Annotated in this window: 21 protein-coding genes; 17 read left to right on the top strand and 4 right to left on the bottom strand. The window is 43.9% G+C overall.

Features of this window, described 5'->3' with window-relative positions; translation table 11 throughout:
• Positions 1-41: 41 nt before the first annotated feature.
• Together QUB12_RS00260 and QUB12_RS00255 are read left to right on the top strand one after the other, a co-directional pair.
• On the top strand, positions 42-332 hold the full coding sequence (locus tag QUB12_RS00260) for a hypothetical protein (RefSeq protein ID WP_333304844.1): 291 nt from the start codon (positions 42-44) through the stop codon (positions 330-332).
• Between the two features lie 16 nt (positions 333-348).
• Positions 349-795 (top strand): HIRAN domain-containing protein, encoded by a 447-nt coding sequence (locus tag QUB12_RS00255; RefSeq protein ID WP_333304842.1) that lies wholly within the window; start codon positions 349-351, stop codon positions 793-795.
• A gap of 276 nt (positions 796-1,071) precedes the next feature.
• On the opposite strand, the gene QUB12_RS00250 is transcribed toward QUB12_RS00255, so the two are convergent.
• Positions 1,072-1,221, bottom strand: a complete 150-nt coding sequence (locus QUB12_RS00250) for a hypothetical protein (RefSeq protein ID WP_333236883.1) — start codon at positions 1,219-1,221, stop codon at positions 1,072-1,074.
• A 741-nt stretch (positions 1,222-1,962) separates the two neighbouring features.
• Here QUB12_RS00250 and QUB12_RS00245 point away from each other — a divergent pair.
• From QUB12_RS00245 to dnaB, 5 genes are all read left to right on the top strand, one after another.
• The gene (locus tag QUB12_RS00245) at positions 1,963-2,292 is read left to right on the top strand and encodes an HNH endonuclease (protein ID WP_333304840.1); all 330 of its coding nucleotides are present in this window, start codon (positions 1,963-1,965) and stop codon (positions 2,290-2,292) included.
• 109 nt (positions 2,293-2,401) lie between these two features.
• Positions 2,402-3,007 carry a Uma2 family endonuclease gene (locus tag QUB12_RS00240; RefSeq protein ID WP_333183569.1) on the top strand — a complete coding sequence of 202 codons (606 nt, stop codon included), beginning with the start codon at positions 2,402-2,404 and terminating at the stop codon, positions 3,005-3,007.
• A 63-nt stretch (positions 3,008-3,070) separates the two neighbouring features.
• Positions 3,071-4,414, top strand: coding sequence for a helix-turn-helix transcriptional regulator (locus QUB12_RS00235; protein WP_333304838.1), 1,344 nt, complete (start codon positions 3,071-3,073; stop codon positions 4,412-4,414).
• Positions 4,415-5,552: 1,138 nt separating this feature from the next.
• On the top strand, positions 5,553-7,424 hold the full coding sequence (locus QUB12_RS00230; protein ID WP_333304836.1) for a hypothetical protein: 1,872 nt from the start codon (positions 5,553-5,555) through the stop codon (positions 7,422-7,424).
• Between the two features lie 113 nt (positions 7,425-7,537).
• Positions 7,538-8,893 (top strand): replicative DNA helicase, encoded by a 1,356-nt coding sequence (dnaB, locus tag QUB12_RS00225; protein WP_333304834.1) that lies wholly within the window; start codon positions 7,538-7,540, stop codon positions 8,891-8,893.
• Between the two features lie 35 nt (positions 8,894-8,928).
• Here dnaB and QUB12_RS00220 read toward each other — a convergent pair whose 3' ends face one another.
• Together QUB12_RS00220 and QUB12_RS00215 are read right to left on the bottom strand one after the other, a co-directional pair.
• Positions 8,929-9,504 carry a site-specific integrase gene (locus tag QUB12_RS00220; protein WP_333304832.1) on the bottom strand — a complete coding sequence of 192 codons (576 nt, stop codon included), beginning with the start codon at positions 9,502-9,504 and terminating at the stop codon, positions 8,929-8,931.
• Between the two features lie 43 nt (positions 9,505-9,547).
• Positions 9,548-9,730 carry a hypothetical protein gene (locus QUB12_RS00215; protein WP_333304830.1) on the bottom strand — a complete coding sequence of 61 codons (183 nt, stop codon included), beginning with the start codon at positions 9,728-9,730 and terminating at the stop codon, positions 9,548-9,550.
• 425 nt (positions 9,731-10,155) lie between these two features.
• Here QUB12_RS00215 and QUB12_RS00210 point away from each other — a divergent pair, with 425 nt between their 5' ends.
• Together QUB12_RS00210 and QUB12_RS00205 are read left to right on the top strand one after the other, a co-directional pair.
• The gene (locus tag QUB12_RS00210) at positions 10,156-10,506 is read left to right on the top strand and encodes a hypothetical protein (RefSeq protein WP_333304828.1); all 351 of its coding nucleotides are present in this window, start codon (positions 10,156-10,158) and stop codon (positions 10,504-10,506) included.
• On the top strand, positions 10,475-10,792 hold the full coding sequence (locus QUB12_RS00205) for a helix-turn-helix domain-containing protein (protein ID WP_228056889.1): 318 nt from the start codon (positions 10,475-10,477) through the stop codon (positions 10,790-10,792). Before QUB12_RS00210 ends, QUB12_RS00205 begins: the two co-directional genes overlap by 32 nt.
• Positions 10,793-11,450: 658 nt before the next feature.
• Here the strand turns inward: QUB12_RS00205 and QUB12_RS00200 are convergent.
• Complete coding sequence (locus tag QUB12_RS00200; RefSeq protein ID WP_333304824.1) at positions 11,451-11,732, bottom strand: hypothetical protein; 282 nt, start codon at positions 11,730-11,732, stop codon at positions 11,451-11,453.
• Between the two features lie 274 nt (positions 11,733-12,006).
• On the opposite strand from QUB12_RS00200, the gene QUB12_RS00195 reads away from it, so the two are divergent.
• The 8 genes from QUB12_RS00195 to QUB12_RS00160 all read left to right on the top strand — a co-directional run bounded on the left by QUB12_RS00195 (position 12,007) and on the right by QUB12_RS00160 (position 17,493).
• On the top strand, positions 12,007-12,477 hold the full coding sequence (locus tag QUB12_RS00195) for a hypothetical protein (protein WP_333304822.1): 471 nt from the start codon (positions 12,007-12,009) through the stop codon (positions 12,475-12,477).
• Between the two features lie 10 nt (positions 12,478-12,487).
• Positions 12,488-12,952 (top strand): hypothetical protein, encoded by a 465-nt coding sequence (locus QUB12_RS00190; protein ID WP_333304820.1) that lies wholly within the window; start codon positions 12,488-12,490, stop codon positions 12,950-12,952.
• Positions 12,952-13,749, top strand: coding sequence for a hypothetical protein (locus QUB12_RS00185; protein ID WP_333304818.1), 798 nt, complete (start codon positions 12,952-12,954; stop codon positions 13,747-13,749). Before QUB12_RS00190 ends, QUB12_RS00185 begins: the two co-directional genes overlap by 1 nt.
• Before the next feature lie 133 nt (positions 13,750-13,882).
• Positions 13,883-14,239 carry a DUF3768 domain-containing protein gene (locus tag QUB12_RS00180; RefSeq protein WP_194060237.1) on the top strand — a complete coding sequence of 119 codons (357 nt, stop codon included), beginning with the start codon at positions 13,883-13,885 and terminating at the stop codon, positions 14,237-14,239.
• Positions 14,240-14,309: 70 nt separating this feature from the next.
• Positions 14,310-15,017: a hypothetical protein gene (locus tag QUB12_RS00175; protein ID WP_333304815.1), complete on the top strand. Its 708-nt coding sequence runs from the start codon at positions 14,310-14,312 to the stop codon at positions 15,015-15,017.
• A 44-nt stretch (positions 15,018-15,061) separates the two neighbouring features.
• On the top strand, positions 15,062-15,694 hold the full coding sequence (locus tag QUB12_RS00170; protein ID WP_333304813.1) for a Mov34/MPN/PAD-1 family protein: 633 nt from the start codon (positions 15,062-15,064) through the stop codon (positions 15,692-15,694).
• A complete protein-coding gene (locus tag QUB12_RS00165; protein ID WP_333304811.1) occupies positions 15,666-16,571 on the top strand; it encodes a ThiF family adenylyltransferase in 906 nt (301 codons plus the stop codon). The genes QUB12_RS00170 and QUB12_RS00165 overlap by 29 nt, the downstream gene beginning before the upstream one ends.
• 373 nt (positions 16,572-16,944) lie before the next feature.
• A complete protein-coding gene (locus tag QUB12_RS00160) occupies positions 16,945-17,493 on the top strand; it encodes a transposase family protein (protein WP_333304808.1) in 549 nt (182 codons plus the stop codon).
• The last annotated feature ends 14 nt before the right edge of the window (positions 17,494-17,507 follow it).

Here is a 17,507-nt window from a genome sequence, read left to right as displayed (position 1 = left end):
TTCAATCAACACAGACTGCTTAACTTGAGGAAAACGCTACCGTGAAAACACACTCAACGCTTTTTTTGGCTTGGCAAGATCCAAACAGCCGTTCCTGGTTTCCCATTGGCAGGCTAACATTTGACGGAACCAACTACCAATTTACCTACACGCAAGGCGTTTTAGAAGCTCAACAGAAGTGCGGTTTTGAACCCTTGCCCTCGTTTCCGCGCTTAGGTAAAGTATATACATCAACCTACTTATTTTCCGTATTTGCTAATCGGTTGATGCCGACAAATCGCCCCGATTACTCAAGTTTTATTCACTGGCTGGCTAAATCTGACTCAAAATGAAAGCGATCCAATTGCCATGTTAGCTCGCAGCGGTGGGCGGCGAGAAACAGATACTCTAACTGTTTTTCTCATTCCTGAACCAGATTCAGAAGGGCGGTATCGCCTCCACTTTTTCTCGCATGGGTTGCGCTACTTGCCACAATGTGCGATTGAGCGAATTAACTGTTTAGAACCTGGAGAAAAGTTGTGGTTGGCTCACGAATTTCAAAATCATTATGATTCTAAAGCATTGACTTTAAATACAGAAGACCACTACATTGTCGGGTATTGTCCGCGATATTTGAAGAGTGAGATTTTTGAACTTCTCTTGAGGAATCCTAGTTTTGTAGAAGTGCGTGTAGAGCGAGTAAATCAACCGCCAACACCGTTTCAGTTTCGCCTGCTGTGTAATATAACTACTCAATGCTATAATGACTTCCGCCCATTTTCAAGTCATGAATATCAGCCGCTCAGCAGCTCTTAGGTACTGGAAAACCCTTGCAACTTCGAGTTAGACTCCTCTTGGCAAAGTTGAGCCAAACATTCATCACTGCAAGTCGCTCAGGAGCCTTTTCGCAATCCGGCTTGCTCGATCGGCGCTTTCTTCCCCAATCCGGTCTCACCGGAGTGCTACTGAAGTGGGGACTTATAGCAATTTAGTATCAATTGCTACATTCTGCACCAAATATCCGAGAGAGCCCAACTGCTAAAAGCCGATCAACTGCTTGCGAGCGATCGCCCTCAAGATCTCAAAGCGGTTCTATACTGGGCTTTTTTCTTGTTGGTGCAAAGATTCGGCTTCTTCACGAAGTTGGGCAAGCGCTTCTTCGGATAAGTTTTCAAGCATTGAATTTAGCTGCTTTTTATTACCATTTTCGGGGCTGCTGGTGGCGAGAGATTGTGTCGGCATCAAGCGAGGATTCGCGCTGTAAAAAATTTTCAAAGAGCTGAAAAAATGTATCAAGCGCTTGGGATTCATCTTCTGAATACAAAAGGATAATTCGCGCCCAAGACCGGGTAGATTGCTGGTTAAATTGCTTTTCTATCCAGTCTTGAAATTCGGCAAATTCTTGTTCCTGTTCAGTAACAGGAATTCCGAGTTGGCGACAGGCACAAGTGTAACCGTCTAAAAAAGCTTGCAGACTAAAGATAGAACGCTTGCCGAGATAAAGGGCGGTTCTAGTTTTGATTTTATCTAAAAGCTGATCAAAATTGTTTTCTGCTGTAATTGGGGGTGTAGCTTGAGGATTTTTCCAGGCATATTCTTTGAGGGATGGCAGGGTGGATTAATTGTCGAAAAAATAAACTAAGCTGATTGGGCTATTTGTTGATGCTACGTGAAGGATTTAACTGGTTGATCTCGGTTAGAAAAACCGAAAAGCAACTCACTGATATTTTCAAGTTGGTTAGCCATCAATCTTAAAGCTTGAGGAAGAGTATTCGTACCACTCATCCGAGCTCTCTTATACTAAAAGTGGAATAATAGTGAGGAAGGCGTTAAGAGATATGGAATATTGAGCGAATTTACAGCACTCTTTGACTTGATGGCTTCTGAGTGATGGCAACAAAAGCGAGCGCCGCAAGAGTGAGAAATGAGCTATGACAAAACCCAAGAGGTATCCCGACAATTGGCACTCTTATTGCGCTCTCCGTGAAAGAAAGTGCGCTCTGGCGCTGTACTAAATGCAACCAACAATGCCTCCGACCCGGTAAGAAAAGTGGCTTAACCAAGTCCGAACGCTGTGCCTTAACTTTGACAGTGCACCACCGCAACCGGATACCGGAGGACAACCGTCCAGAAAACTTAATAGCCCTTTGTACTGCGTGTCACCTTTCTTATCACAATCGCGGGCAATCCAACGTCTCGCCTGGACAATTATCGCTGTTCCCCGATGATGACATTGATTGGAATATAATGGATGGTTCTCTGGAATCGGCACGGGGCGATTTATCAGATCGCAATCCGCCTCCATTAGTTTGACAAGCTCGAAGGCGGTCATGCAATCGAGCGAGTATAATAAACTTAACAGAACTCTACTCCCTACCCCACGAAACTTCTAATTAAGCTACCTCCCATTAAAAAATAACCTATGACATACACCCCATCCAAACTACTTAGCTTTGAGGAGTTTATTGCCCTATATGGGGATAATACACGATATGAACTCATTGATGGAGAACTCAGAGACATGGAACCTACTGGTCCTCACGAAGCGGTTGCAGGTAGTATTGCTGGTAGAATTTACGTAGAAATTTTTCGTGGTAATTTCAATTGGTTGGTTCCCAAAACTTGTTTAATAAAACCCCTATACGCTGAGGCCACAGCACTGCGTCCTGATGTAGTTGTTTTAGATAAAGCAGAACTTAGTAGTGAACCCCTTTGGCAAAAAGAACCAGTGATTTGTAAAGATAGTACAATTAAGCTGGTTGCCGAAGTTGTCAGCACTAATTGGCAAGATGATTATGCAAGAAAAGTGGAAGAATACGCTTTTTTGAAGATTGCAGAATATTGGATTGTGGACTTTCGAGGCTTGGGGGGTTTGCAATTTATCGGCAATCCCAAGCAACCTACTTTCACGGTCTGCCAGTTGATTGATGGAGTTTACCAGCAGCAACAATATCGCTTGGGAGAGCCGATTTCTTCTTACCTCTTTCCCAATTTACAATTGCAACTTGACGACATTATGCCGACTTAAAATTCTAGAATTTATTAAAACTACAGTGATTAAAATACTAGGTTCTAACTATTGACTAAAACTATGAGTGACAGCACCAGCTCAGAAAGTCTGGCTGAAGTTAGAGATACCCCAGACAAACCCATTACAGAACCTCGTCTGTACCAGAGTAGACCGATCGCCCCTGTCGCGACACCCCCTCCTATGGTATCCAGTCTCCACGCACAACTGAGAACAGACTTGTGGCAGCAATACCCTTCAGGTGTCGGGTACTTCCAACACCGAGCCAAGGGCAACCCCAACAACATCATCGAGCACTACATCGCCAACCCCGGCGACATCACGCTGCTGCCTTTAGAAGAGGCCATGCAAATTATTGACAAGTTTGGGCTGACCGCTGCCAAGTTACACCTGATTTTTGCCGCTCATATTATGAGACAAGAAGAGCCGTGGGAAAGCTTATTCACTCTCGAAGGCAGTGACTTAATCAAGGAAATGGGCTGGGACAAACGCACAGACTTGCCCGCGTCTAAAAAACTGAATGAACTAGCTAAAACAGCGTATGCTCTAGGTTGCCTAGCAATCAAAGCCACATGGGTTGAAGGCAAACACAAAAAAGGTGGAATTAGAGCCAGCGTTGACACCTCGCGAATGTGGAATATTCAAATTCAGTTAACAGGTCAGCAGAATCTGGAGGGCAAAATAGAGCAGCCTGATGAAGTCTACATCACAGTCCAACCGGGGCTCTGGACTCATGCCTTCTTGAACAAAGCAGGTTACTTCGCCAAAGAAGCCTTGTATCAGTTTGGCTATTTAGCCCAGGAGATTCTCAAAATCGATGCCTACCATGATGAACTGGCTTTGCGCTTAGCACTTCATCTGACGATGGAAAGCCGATTTCACACCAGTGGCAGTTACAAAGTGGAAACCCTTCTAAAAGCGCTCCTATCCCAAACGGTAATCGATATAGCCCGGTCTGACCGTAGAAAAGCTTACACGCTGATGAATAGCTGGAATCACACCCTGGAAGTGCTGTTGAAACTCCAGCGAGCGTTTCAAATCGAGTTTGACCAAGAGACCTACCCAGAATGGCTGAGACCCGGTAGCAAGGATCGAAAAAAACGAGGATACTTTGACACGCTATTGGCAGCCAAAATTACCATCCATCCGCCAGCACCTATCCCCCAACTCCTGGCAAGCAAAGCTGAACTCAAACAGGTTCAACCCCGCCTGAAAGAAGCTCCCAAACCTAAACTGACAAGCAATGAGATAAAAGAAGCAAGAACAGCCAAAGGTTGGACTCAAGCACAATTGGCTGGCTGGCTAGGGGTGTCGCAGCGTTATGTATCCATGTTGGAACGTGGGGAGCGAATCCCTGCACCAGAACTGGAATCCCAAATCTGGCATCTGTTAAGCATTTCAGATTGACATATTTAGGACTTACGCACAGCCTCAATATACGGTGTGAAAGTAGGGGCAACCCCCCCTGAAGAGCCTCTATCCTGATGATGCTTAGCCTTAGTCCTAATTTGACATACTCCCCGCTAGTCAAGAGACGGGGATTCTACGCTCAAACAGCGACAGCAAGCAGAGCTTGACTAACATCGCCATCACCTTAGTTTTTTCCCCGGTTCAAGGGCTGTAGCCTCTGTATTCTCGTCCATCAAACTCAGGTGATGACCACTAGCCCTGTCTGGCGTGAGGAACGAGGTTACTAAGTTTCAGCGTTTTGATTGTGAGTCCAAGTTCCGAAAAACAATTTTTTTTGATCGAAGTCTCAAAAACCCGAACGTGAAATAGCGGTTTTATCCTTTTTCTCCGGTTCTGATTTAACACGCCAGACAGGGCTAGGTGATGACCACCCGTGTGTCCAGGACATAACTCTCACCAAAGCGACCCTACAAACCCACCTTTCCCGGCTGGTTTTTTTTTCGGCAAAAGATGCTCCGACTGTTCTGAAACTTGTTCTAAAAAAAATAGGTATTTAAAATCGCTCTCAAATCCATACCCCATACAAGTTTGACCGTTAGAACAAAACCTCTAGAATGCCGCGACAAAACCTCTAGAATGCCGCGACAAAACCTCTAGAATGCCGCGACAAGTCATTTTTGAAACTCTTACCACGTAAAGTTTTCAGCTTTTAGAACAACTCTGATCAGTCTTATTAGACTGATTCGCCACCAAATCCCGTATCGGCTGGTCTGGCAGGATTGAAAAAATAGTCGCGCACCCTTTCTCATCTTTTAGCGGGGCGGTCAGTCTCAACACTGCTGGATTTAGGACAACTGCATCGCTACAAAAAAGCGATCGCAAAAGTACAAGACCTTAAAACCGCTTCGCTAAAGTTTGCCGATAGTTCAAGCGACGGCGCTATGAATCGAGTTCCGGCGGAACTACTACCACACCTGGTTGTTGAAGCCAACCCGAAATCCTGTTGAGTGCAGCGAGCGCTGCATTCGCGCTCAATAGCCCGCGGTCAAATTCACAACAACCGCTCTGGCAAACCTTGCGGCTGTCACAGTCGCATGAAGGGACATTTACGCTCATTTTTACCCCGGAACAAAAAATGGTTGCAGATACAACTACCTGGCACAAACCGCCATTCGCCCGACACGCCGCAATTTACGAAGCCCTAGCCGACATACTAGAAGGCGCTACCCCCAGCGCCCTCAAACTCGCCCTTTACCTGTACAGAACCTGCATCGGCGGCAAACCAGAGGAAATCGACATCAATTGCATCCCCTTGGGCGAAAAACGAGCCACAAGAGTCCGAAACGGCAAGCCCTACAGCCCCAACACCAGGCGGGCAGCCCTCAAACAACTCGAAAAACTTGGTTTGGTCAAAATCCTTAAAAACTATGGGTGCGGCATTTTCCGCATAGCAGTGCAGCACCTGGGCGACGTTCGCCCCTTCACTCACACCAATTCAAAATTCCAAAAACTGAGCAAACCGTCAAAAAATCGACTGAACCAGCCAAAAATTGAGCAAACAGGGGGTTCAAACCCTGATGGTGCCGTACTCTTTACAGAGGATAAAAAAGGACAGCAAAGCACTGAAAATGTTGCTGCTGTTTTTTTTAATTTTTCTCAAGAGGAAGAAAATTTAACATCACCAGATAAAAAACCACAGCTTGTAACTGGGATCAAATCTAAAAGCACTGAATTAAATAAAAATTCAGAACAAGAACTAAAAACCCTTAGTGAAAATAAATGTTCCGCCCCAACCGCTGAATGTCTGAGAATTAATTCAGATAACAGTCAGGCAGTCGATGTGGCAATGCCTTGCACTCCAGAACAAAGAGGTTTGACCTCTAAACCCCCGCAAAAACTGGTGACAGAACTCAACAGCCTCGACAATCCAACAATCTCTGCCGCCAAATCACCAATACCTACCAATAAAGCTGTTCCGTTAAGTCCTGAAATATCTTCGCCCGTTACTCCCCAAGTTCCTGAAATTGTCGAAGCGGTTGCAATTGCCAACCCCGATGCGACTGAAACTGTCAAAGCCGTTCCAATTACTAATCCTGATGCGACTGAGATTCTCAAAGCTGTTCCAATTGCCAATTCCGAGACAACTGAGATTGTCAAAGCCGTTCCAATTACTAATCCTGATGCAACTGAGATTATCGAAGCGGTTGTAATTGCCAACCCCGATGCGAATGAAATTGTCGAAGCTGTTCCAATTGCCAATTCCGATGCAACTGAAATTGTCGAAGCGGTTGCAATTGCCAATTCCGAGACAACTGAAATTATCGAAGCGGTTCCAATTACTAATTCTGATGCGACTGAGATTATCGAAGCGGTTGCAATTGCCAACCCCGATGCAACTGAAACTGTAGAACCAATTGCAATTGCCAATTCCGATGCGACTGAGATTGTCAAAGCCGTTCCAATTACTAATCCTGATGCGACTGAAATTATCGAAGCGGTTGCAATTGCCAATCCCGATGCAACTGAAATTGTCGAAGCCGTTACGCGAGCCACAGGAGGCATGAATTCTGAATTAAAAATTTGTGTCCTCCAGCACAGCTTAAACGAAATCCAAGCCGCCATAAACTTGCTGCAAGTCCGAAGCCAAACAAAGCAAATATCCAACCCTTCAGGGTGGGTCGTTGATTGTTTGCGCGGTCGCTGGTGGGAAAAAACTAACGGTTTTCAAAACTCGAACCCAACAAATGTTGTTTCGTCTCCAGCTTCAACCGGCTCTTCTCCAACTCCAAAAGATTCTCCTTCTGCACAGACAACAAGAATAACTGAGGATTATGTTGACCCTCATTATATGCCATTAGAAACTCACCGGACGTTATGCGAACAGTTCCAGCAACTAGGCAAAGAAGCTTTTGCAGCGCTAGGTATTCAGCAGCAAATTTACTTGCAGTGGATGCTTCGATTTCCTCAGCAACTAAAACAAATCTTGAACAAATTGTCTACTACTTAGCTATGAGGCCTAGCTGTGAAAACACTAATTATTCAATTCCTGTAGACCGCTGACAATCCTGTAGGCAACTAAAACACAGTTCAAGTAACAACAATCTCAAAGGAGTACCAGATATGGCAGTCAGTTTTGTTGACAAAATTATGCCGACTAACATTGATGCAGAGGAAGCAATTTTAGGCGGAATTCTGATCGATCCAATCGCCATTAAAAGAGTCGCAAATATTCTGCGTCCCGAAGCGTTGGCAATTACAGTCCACCAACATATTTATCGGGCCGCTTTAGCGCTGCACTCTAAGGAGCAGCCCACAGATTTGATGAACGTCACCACTTTTCTCGACGACCACAATCTGCTGGAAGTAGTAGGGGGTCAAACCAAACTGGTAATGCTGGTAGACCGAACTGTTTCAGCCGTCAACATCGACCAATATGCCTTGCTAGTCGTGGACAAGTTTGTCCGGCGCGAACTCATCAAAATTGGTAATGACCTGGTGCAGCTTGGCTACGAAACTTCCACCGAATTGGATGCCATACTAAATGAAGCCGAGCAAAAGATTTTTGTCCTCAATAAGTACAAAGAAGAGCGACAGAAAGCTATTCGGCCTCTTTCGGAATACTGCCACGAGCTTTGGCGATATCTAGATGAAATTGAGGAACAGCGCTTGGAGACTGCTAACTACTGTCCTGGAATCAGCACAGGGTTTTACGACCTCGACGACCTATTGGGAGGGGGATTTTACCGAGGCGAATTGATTGTCATAGGAGGTCGCCCCGGCAGTGGCAAAACAGCTTTGGCTTGTGCCCTTGGCTACAACATTGCTTCCCTTCCCACGAACGGTCGAGTTTTGATGTTTTCGATGGAAATGCCAGGTCGGGACTTGGCAGCGCGACTAATGGCACTTGAGAGTGGGGTGTCGGTGAAAGATATCAGGAAAGTTAACCTAGCTGGTAAGTACGAAGTCCTAGCTTCGGCTTTAGGGAAAGTTAGCGATGCTGATTTTTGGATAGACGAAAGTTTGGAACCGTCTCCCTTGGAGATTCGTTCCAGAGTTAGGGAGTTTGTTTGTGAGCGCGGCCCCTTGGGTTTGGTAATTGTTGATTACTTGCAATTGATGGTCAATTCGGCAGATGAAAATGTGGTCAATAAAATCAGCGAAATTACGCGGCAGATGAAGATTTTGGCTCGCGAGGTTGACGCGCCTGTTTTGCTGCTTTCTCAGCTCAATCGGGGGGTAGAGACTCGCACGAACAAGCGTCCAAGTTTATCGGATTTGCGTGGCTCTGGTGGGATTGAACAGGATGCGGATGTTGTGCTTGGAGTTTACAGGGACGATTATTACAATCCTGATTCTCCTGATGGGGGAACGGCTGAAATTATTGGATTGAAAGGACGGAATAGCGGAACGGGAACGGTTAAGTTGCTGTTTGATGCTGAATGCTGTCGGTTTCGGAATATCTATAAACTCCGGTAATATTAAAGGACAGGAAAATATTGAACTCTGTCGTCCTACTTCAAAAGCCCGATCGCCTTGACAAGCTGTTCCGGCTGTACCTCCAAATAGCGCTGGAGACTCGACAAATTTTTGTGTCCCGAAATCTCCATAATCACCCGCAGCGGCACCCCCGCATTGCTCAAATTAGTCAGCGCCGTCCGCCGCATCGAATGTGTTGAAGCCCCCTTAATTCTTACCCGCTTGCAAGCTTCTTTAAAAATCACATCCGATGCGGCGCGAGTCAAAGGCTTCGTATTGTCTCGCCCCGGAAACAAAAAACCTACATCTGGATTGTAAGCCTTTAAATACTTAGCCAGCATAGGATGGAGCGGCAGCGTTCGCGTTGCTGACGAACCCTTTGTCGTCGCTTTCCGCAACGTGACTGACCCCCCAACAATGTCGTGAGTTGTTAAAGCTAACGCCTCTGAAATGCGGCAGGCGCAGTAAAAAGTTACAGCAAACAAAAGCCTGTCCCTTGCTGTAATAAAACCCCGGTCAAACAGTCGGTCAATTTCTGCGGGCGTCAAAATCTTAGCGCGCCCATTCCCAAGAACCTTCACGGCGCATCCTTGACGGGTAAATTCCTTCATTATTGGACGAAAGGGAGATTACGTCAAGTAGGCTAACTGGCTTCTATTCTTTGATGGCAAACCAAATCCGGCTCAATCGCTTTCTGGGCAATCGGAGGCGCTTGTTGCAACTCACTTCCCGCTTATTGCTATTCAACTGACTCGAATTTTCGGGAAAGTTGATAACCGGCAAGGTGGCGATCGCGTCGATGAGGTCTCTGAAGGTAACAGGTTTTTGGGCGTTCATAACACCGCGCCACCAAGAAAATTATTAGTAACTAATCTAATTATACTATTGTTTGATTCTACCTGCAACCTTTTTTGCTGGTTGGTTATATTCTGAAGAACAAGTCATCAATATTCTCCAATAGTCCTTCTACTTCCCGGTGTGGTTCGATTTGGAGACGTTTGTCGATCCTCGCACCTCGCTGACGAAAGCAACTACACCTTTACTATACCAGTCTGCTGCAACCGGACTTGACATCAACGCGATTGGGCGGGGTCTCAAAAAAATCATAGCCTAGTCAGAGTTTGACTTTGAAAATAGTCGCTCAAATATAGATTCCAATTGATTGATTTAAGGAGATGTCGCGCTGCAATTTCTTTATCAAGAAATTGATCGGAAAACCTATCAAAACAAATCAGTTGCAGTCGATGCACAGTTAAGAACTCATGTCAATCTCAAAAGGAAAGCGAGATTTGATTTCGGGCCTGCCACTAAAACAGTTGAAGGATATACCACCTTCAACTGAGTTGCCTGCAAATTTTGCCAAAATTCATCCCCCGCGCTTTGAGTGCGGCGAGATGGTGCGCTGGACTGATGTTGGCGAAGAAGGTGACAGAGGAATGGTTATAGGCAAATTTTACAACTATGAACAGCGTCAGCGTTGTTGGATGTGGTGCTACATCATTTGCCTTACTCCTGATTCCAAGAGTGCAAAGTGGTGTCAGTTTGATGCTGCCTGGGAAGAAGATTTGGAGAAGTTTGAGGATGATAAAAAAGCAGCAGACTTTGACAGATAGAGAACGCAATTTGATTGCAGTTTACAGTGAATGCCAATTGCGAATGACACCGAGGCAGTTTTATGCAAAGTGGGGAGTGAGTTATGAGGAAATTGCTTTTATTTGTTCTCGTTCTGATTCTACAGTGCGGGGTTGGTTTAGAAAGGGGGAAAATCGCCGATTCCCTACTGCTGTCGATTTGCGTCATTTGGCTTTAATGGATTTTCTGCTGGAGCATTTTGAGGAAATTCCAGAGGGATTGGTGGCTTTCCTGTGTCCGCCTTGCGAAGAGAATAGCCTGGATTAATAGTAGCGGCGCGTATAACGGAAAGACTGTTTAGGGCAACGACTGTATGCGTTATCACAAGCATATACTGCTGACTTGTTCCAACAGTTTAGGTGGCTGCCATACACCAAGCTTTTTCAGCATCAAAAGATAATTTGAGCTTGTATTAGCACAAACCTTGTCAAATATCAATGTCACCGTGACCTGTCTTTGACAAGATTATTCAATTACTGTCTTGGCAAGCAATGAAACAAGAGCACAATCTGTTACTTTTACTGCTGAGGTACTAAAATGACCTACTCTGAAAAATTGCACCCGTGGTGTATCATTAGCCTGCTTCCTAATTGTCAGCGTGTTATTGTGGCACGATTTCGTAAGAGAAACGATGCAGACGATCATCTACGGGTTTTGCAGCGATTAGTGAAAACGCGCACATTTGTGATTATTTTTGACATGCAACCAAAGCCTACTGTGCCTAAAGAATAACGGCGAATGCAGCGAAGGTTTGAAATCGAATTAATCAAGATACCTGCGTTAGTTGAATAAACCGACTTTCCAGCGATTTCTCCCAGCGACAGAACCTACTGATAGCTGGGAGAAGTTTTTATCAATTGAATGGTGTTAACTTAATAAATTGTCAGTAGCCGACTTTTTAAAGTGTACTAACTACAACTTGTTATCATAGTCTAGATTGACGCAAAGGAGCTATCGCATTTGTACGGATAGTTACAATTGTATGAGTAAATATACTCGGATTGATAGCTGTGCGATCGTAGATGTGGCTAATAGTAATATAGCTTGCGAGCGCAATAGATATTCCTTCTCTATCAATACTTCGGAATTTTGAAGAGTTTTTTTGGGAGATGGCTCTGGCGCAAGGTTCGTAGGTGGCTAATGTTGCGCTGAGTTTTTGGATTTCTTGCCATAGCTCTACTATCAAGGCTTCTTTTGCCTCGTTCAATAGTTGCTTGATTGTCGGGTAGTTTTTCCATTCCTTTATCTAATGTCTATCTCGTCTTCTTGTCAAGGGGGTTGAGCAATTACAATCAAAGAATCAATAGAGACAAGTGCGACCGCATCTTGTCGGACAGATAATTAATGGGAATTAATTAAGAAATTTCTTGGGAAACACGCTTACCGTTAAAACTTTACAAAAAATAGATCGTTAAAAGCAAGGCCGCGATCGCGGCAATTTTTGAGAATAAGCTGCACTTGCTTGTACTGCGAATCCAGCCATGACCCAAATAGAACCAAATTCCGAACCAACTGGAGAGGATATTCCACTTTCAGCTACTCAAAAAGTGGGTGAAACCATCAACAAAACTGAGAACATTTCACAGAGTCCTGACTTACTTGATGAAGGAGAATCAGAACCTTATGAATTCAATTTTTGTACAATCAAAATCCACATTGTTATGCGACCAGACGATGGGCATCCAGAAGGGCGAATCGTAGAAATTACAGCAACGAGCCATGACGACTTACCACTATTAGTACAAGTTAGAGAAAACTCGATTGGAGCTTGGCCAAACCATTTACAAGAATTGCTCCAGCGCTTAGCCTCTAACCTACCTAACCGAAAAGTGAGCGCTCAAATTCGTTCTTCTGTTGGTCAACCCCGGAAACAAGCCAAACCAAATCTTCAAAATCCTGCTAACCACCCCGTCAACAAAGGTGAAGCTGGAGTACAAATCCCCCTGTTTTAAAGAGGTAATAATGAGTCTAATAGAATATGAAGGCAGGCAAATCGAACTGCCCAACGAAATTACTTCAAATGATGAAAAATTGCTAGAAGTCCTACTTCCTTACTTCCCTGAATTAAGCTCCGCTACAATTGAACGAAAAACAGGTCAACCCATTAAAATCATCAAACAAGCCAAGACAAAGGGTGTAGAAGAAGATTGGAAAAAAGAACTATGCGTACTGCTCACTCCCCATTCCCCACTCTCCTCACTTATGGCAGCACCAGAAGAACCGAATCAAGCTGTCCAACTCACTTGGGCTCTCCAATGTGAATCTATCAACGGTTATGTTACTCCGCTAACCTTAGCAAGTCGCACTCAAGAAATCTCTCAAGCAATAGCGAGAGGTGAACAAGAACTACAGCGATTTAAAGCAACTCTCAAACAACTGCAACTTGCGCCAGCTATTGCACATCCCCAAATTCCCCTGAATTTTTAATGCCTGCAACCATTTTGTCTGTGTCGCAAGCCATCGCTGGTTTGCGACACTCCTACCCAGTAACCAAGCCAATTGAAGCGATTGAATTTCTCCAGCAAACGCTTAATAGTATTCAAATACTAAACCTTTACCAACACTTTTTTCCAACTGAATTTACCACCACTACCAGTTCTATTTACTCTGATAGTCCTGACATTCATAGCCCCCGCGAATTAGAATTTTTCAGTCGGCTTGACGAAACAGAACTTATCCCTATCAGCCCCTGGCAATTAGAAATAGCCCAAGAAGAACGCCTCGACGAACTCCTGATAGAGCCTTGGGGGTTAGATTGGTTGAGCTATGAAGATTATGATATTGAGTCATTAGCCCCTGAGTGGCAAATCTTGCTGCCTCTAACTTCTAAAGGACTAGATTGGCTAACTGAAAATGACGCACAAGATTGGTATGAAGAGGAATTTAACGTTTTATTTTCTCACGTTTTACCACCCGATAGTATCAATTATCTGCAATTCCAAGAGCTTTGCTCTCTGGCTGACTTTCCCATAAAATCGGTGCCAATTGTACTAAGTTTCCTCAGTTATTCAACAGGTAACATTTGGCTAGACGGCTGCACTCAAGACGAGTATCAATTTAGAGAATGGACTGTCGAAAACTTGATATCTTTATCAGCGCAATGGCAAAGTGCTAAAGAAGTAATAACCCAAGCTCAACAGGTTATCGACTGGCTTGCTACTGACCGCCCTCGACGTTTTCAGCAAATTCTTGAACTCTGGAACAAGAGCACTTTGTCAATTTGAATTACCTATGAATCCAAATAATTACGATTGAAACTCTCAAGTCTAAAAATGCTGAGCTCCCCGCTTAAGCGTATTCATTGTGAAGCAGCAACCGCTAGTGCGGTTGTAGCTGTTGGAAATTGAGGTCTTAACCATGACTGAAACTCTAACAACAACCGAAAGAATTGCACGTCTCAATGACCAGTTGCGTCAAGGAAATACCAAAATTGGTGAAATTCGGATCACTCAAACTGTAAAAGCTCTTCCTCCTGAATACCAACAAAAATTACTGCAATTAGTAAGAGATTTTAACAGTTTTGAATCGGGCAACGACCCCTACGGAGAACGAGATTTTTTTGCCATTCAACTGGATAGCAAAAACTACTTTTTCAAAATTGATTATTTTGACAGAAAAGCTTGGCTGGACAACCAAGAAGTGAGTTCAGAATGCCCAGAAAACTCGGATAAAACTTGGAGAGTTGCTACCCTAATGAAATCGAATGAATACTAATTTTCAAGTAGGAGCTAACCTTACCTATCGGGTTAGCTCTATAACCTCTATCAATTTTAAGCTATTATGTATGCAACATTTGTCAGGAGAAGCCTTCCGTGAAATTCTGCAAATAGCTCCCCGACAGCTAACAGAAATTGATGCTGAATTACTGTTCATCAAAGAACAATACCTGTTCCATTATCGAGAAGGGACAAAGGAACACTACAAACTACTCTCCTCTGTCAGTTTGAGAACTGCATTTTCTCACGAGCCAATTGATACAGGTTGGATGCCTCCAGGAGTCATAAGGTGGGGAACTAATTCTCAAGGAAATTGGGTAGTAAAATTCATACCTCCTGCTCAATATAACCTCCACTTTGATGATATTGAACCGATTACTATTCCGCTAACCGCTTTGGTATTGGTAGGACAGAACACTCAATATTGGGTATGGGCAACTGATGTCGCCACCTTCAACCCAGAGGCGAAAGCTTACCATACTCCCTTACCAAATATCCACCCAAACGGTTTAATTTGCTGGGGACAAAATACTCCCCCGGTTGCTTCAACTCAAACCATTGATATTGCTTGGCAAACTTTCATCACTACTCCTTTCAATGCTGACTTATCCAGCCAAAAAAGCCGAAAGTTTCCCCAAGATGTCAGAGAACATCTGAAAAGTTTAGCCTTGAGAAAAAGGCGTTCCTATCCTGTTAAAGATTTAGTTGAAAGCAGGTGCAACCAGTCAATTAACTCTTTAATAGAACACCTTTTATTGATTGCTAACCCTATCTAGGGATTGCACTCAACATTTTTCTTTCAACCGCCAAGTTTAAGTTAATGCTAAAACTTTTTAACCACATTCATGCCTCTATTCCCTTGCCTCCCATTGCTACTGGAGTATTCTGCGAATACGTTACAGCTTCTAACGGCGTGTTTGTGCGTTCAGTTCGCCCCGGACTAGAGGCAATGATTCCTGTTGCAAATTCAGCGCCCAATACTATCAAAGGGTTGCCATCTATAGAACCGTACTTGCACCTTGACACTCGTTCAGTACCATTAGAATTAGTCCTTTCTATGTGTACAAAATCTGCATTTAGCAAAGATAATAGTGGGAATCTCACAGAGATTTTATTTCACCTATCCCTTGACAGCCGCAATCAATGGCAACTGACAATTCCACTCCAAACAACTACACGAACAAGCTGCCAACCTCTTGATAATTTATCCTGCTCAACTGCCTTAATTGAATGCCACTCTCACGGAGAAATGCCTGCTTTCTTTAGCAGCACAGATGATGCTGACGAGCGGGGTTTTCGCCTCTATGCAGTATTGGGTAAAGTTAATACCTTGACTCCTGAGATTTTAGTCAGAATCGGAATTTTTGGACACTATAGCTTAATTAAAGCTAATTCTGTATTTGAAGAGCCATATTTTATCACCGATGCTTACCAAAACTCCCTTAAACCTTGACTTTGAGTACGCCAATTCTACCCCTCTCCTCATCAAAGATTACTCTCACCTACACTTGTGGCTCGTTGGCTGTGGGGGCACTGGCTCTTATGTAGCTGAAAGTTTAGCACGATTAGCTTACGTTTTCAAACAACGTGGTAAAAATGTCAATGTTGCCTTTGTTGACCCTGACATTGTTGAAGAGAAAAACTTGGGAAGGCAGAGATTTTGTCAATCTGAACTCGGATTGAATAAAGCCGCTACTCTTGCTTTGCGTTACAATCTTACCTGGGGGCTAGAAATTAGTGCAATTCCTGACTATTTTGACCCCAAATTGGTAAAATCATACTGGAATGATTTGGTAATTATCACTGGCTGCGTTGACAATAGTGCGGCTCGTCGTTCCCTCGGCAAAACACTAGAAAGTAACCGCCACTCTGATATTCCAAGAATCTGGTATCTTGATGCTGGCAATAACTTTGATAGCGGTCAAATTCTACTAGGTAGTCATAATTGTGGTGAGGGGTTAATTACTCACCTAGATCAATTTGAGAAAACAGGCATTATGGGAGCGTTACCCTCTCCTATTTGGCAGTGCCCCAATTTGAGAGAATCCCAGCCTGAAGAACTGGCAAATACCTATTTATCTTGTGCTGAGTTAGCCACTATTAACGCTCAGAGTCTCACAATTAATCAGGCGATGGCCTCCATTATTGCTGACTATTTATTCCGTCTCACTTTGACGAATGACTTGCGGAGGTTTGCCACTTTCCTTAACCTTAAATCGGGTTCTATGCGCTCGGAATTTATCAGTTTTTCATCTCTTAAAAGGTTTGCAAGAGGGGGAGGGGGAAGGGGAAGGGTGGAAAAAGGAAGGGAAGAGGAAGGGGAAGGGTAGAAAAAGCTGATTATTTGCGGAGGGGAAAGGAAGGCTTCGCCGTGAACTATGCGGCTCGACTGAGCGACATTCGGCTTGCGCTCAATCGAGCCACAATTCGGCTAAGCTCATGGTCGAAGCCTCACGCCGAAGTCCGACGGGAACCCCGCTTACCGAACGTCCGAATGGAAAGTTATAGGTTATTGTTAGCTTTTATTAAAGAGAAAAAGCTAAAATTTATCCTTCCTTCCCCTTCCCCCTCTTTTACTTTAACGAGATTTTTTCGGATTTAATACTGTGTGAATTGCCCGGTCTAAAAACTCGATAAACTCACTGGGATAAGTATAAAATTGACTCTTTCTGGCTCTTCTGGGTTTGAGGGGATTAATGTATAATGAGATACAATGAATACGTGGTGATAGGCATGGACTTGCATCTTGATAGGTTGCTAAATTTACCAAATACAACCATCGAAAGTTTTACGGAAGAAGAAAATAAAATTATTCTCAAGCTGAGATTCTTACATGATGAAGCTCCTTGCCCCCATTGTAATACGCAGAGTAGAAAATTCAAACAAAATCGACCGATACTGATTCGAGATTTATCAGTATTTGGCAAAGTAATTTATTTAAATACGCCACGCCGCCAATTTTATTGTCATCAGTGTCAAAAACATTTTACGGAAGAATTACCCTTTGTAGATTGGGAAAGACGATACACACAAAGATCTGAAGAGTATGTTTATCAACGAGTGCAAAGTGCGAGTGTAGAGCAGGTAAGTCGAGATGAATTTTTGAGTTGGGATCAAGTACAGGGAATATTTAACCACCAATTTTCTCTCAAAAAAAAGGAGAATTTGGAAGAAGTAAAACGGGTGAGTATTGATGAAGTGAGTAAACGCTGCATGACATCAAAATTTGGTCACGGTCGTATCAAATATTGACTTAGGAGAATTGC

The sequence above is a fragment of the Microcoleus sp. B7-D4 genome (assembly GCF_036705125.1).
Taxonomy (GTDB): domain Bacteria; phylum Cyanobacteriota; class Cyanobacteriia; order Cyanobacteriales; family Microcoleaceae; genus Microcoleus.
Note: the sequence above shows the minus strand (reverse complement) of the source record. Positions and strands in the feature narration are given on the sequence as shown.

What these genes read in the sequence shown, in the direction of transcription:
- QUB12_RS00210 (WP_333304828.1), top strand. Translation starts at nt 10,156, where the DNA reads ATGTCAATCTCAAAAGGAAAGCGAGATTTGATTTCGGGCCTGCCACTA.
- QUB12_RS00230 (WP_333304836.1), top strand. Translation starts at nt 5,553, where the DNA reads ATGGTTGCAGATACAACTACCTGGCACAAACCGCCATTCGCCCGACAC.
- QUB12_RS00240 (WP_333183569.1), top strand. Translation starts at nt 2,402, where the DNA reads ATGACATACACCCCATCCAAACTACTTAGCTTTGAGGAGTTTATTGCC.
- QUB12_RS00255 (WP_333304842.1), top strand. Translation starts at nt 349, where the DNA reads ATGTTAGCTCGCAGCGGTGGGCGGCGAGAAACAGATACTCTAACTGTT.
- QUB12_RS00205 (WP_228056889.1), top strand. Translation starts at nt 10,475, where the DNA reads ATGATAAAAAAGCAGCAGACTTTGACAGATAGAGAACGCAATTTGATT.
- QUB12_RS00180 (WP_194060237.1), top strand. Translation starts at nt 13,883, where the DNA reads ATGACTGAAACTCTAACAACAACCGAAAGAATTGCACGTCTCAATGAC.
- QUB12_RS00195 (WP_333304822.1), top strand. Translation starts at nt 12,007, where the DNA reads ATGACCCAAATAGAACCAAATTCCGAACCAACTGGAGAGGATATTCCA.
- QUB12_RS00170 (WP_333304813.1), top strand. Translation starts at nt 15,062, where the DNA reads ATGCTAAAACTTTTTAACCACATTCATGCCTCTATTCCCTTGCCTCCC.
- QUB12_RS00190 (WP_333304820.1), top strand. Translation starts at nt 12,488, where the DNA reads ATGAGTCTAATAGAATATGAAGGCAGGCAAATCGAACTGCCCAACGAA.
- QUB12_RS00215 (WP_333304830.1), bottom strand. Translation starts at nt 9,730, where the DNA reads ATGAACGCCCAAAAACCTGTTACCTTCAGAGACCTCATCGACGCGATC.
- QUB12_RS00185 (WP_333304818.1), top strand. Translation starts at nt 12,952, where the DNA reads ATGCCTGCAACCATTTTGTCTGTGTCGCAAGCCATCGCTGGTTTGCGA.
- QUB12_RS00160 (WP_333304808.1), top strand. Translation starts at nt 16,945, where the DNA reads ATGAGATACAATGAATACGTGGTGATAGGCATGGACTTGCATCTTGAT.
- QUB12_RS00165 (WP_333304811.1), top strand. Translation starts at nt 15,666, where the DNA reads ATGCTTACCAAAACTCCCTTAAACCTTGACTTTGAGTACGCCAATTCT.
- QUB12_RS00175 (WP_333304815.1), top strand. Translation starts at nt 14,310, where the DNA reads ATGCAACATTTGTCAGGAGAAGCCTTCCGTGAAATTCTGCAAATAGCT.
- dnaB (WP_333304834.1), top strand. Translation starts at nt 7,538, where the DNA reads ATGGCAGTCAGTTTTGTTGACAAAATTATGCCGACTAACATTGATGCA.
- QUB12_RS00235 (WP_333304838.1), top strand. Translation starts at nt 3,071, where the DNA reads ATGAGTGACAGCACCAGCTCAGAAAGTCTGGCTGAAGTTAGAGATACC.
- QUB12_RS00220 (WP_333304832.1), bottom strand. Translation starts at nt 9,504, where the DNA reads ATGAAGGAATTTACCCGTCAAGGATGCGCCGTGAAGGTTCTTGGGAAT.
- QUB12_RS00250 (WP_333236883.1), bottom strand. Translation starts at nt 1,221, where the DNA reads ATGCCGACACAATCTCTCGCCACCAGCAGCCCCGAAAATGGTAATAAA.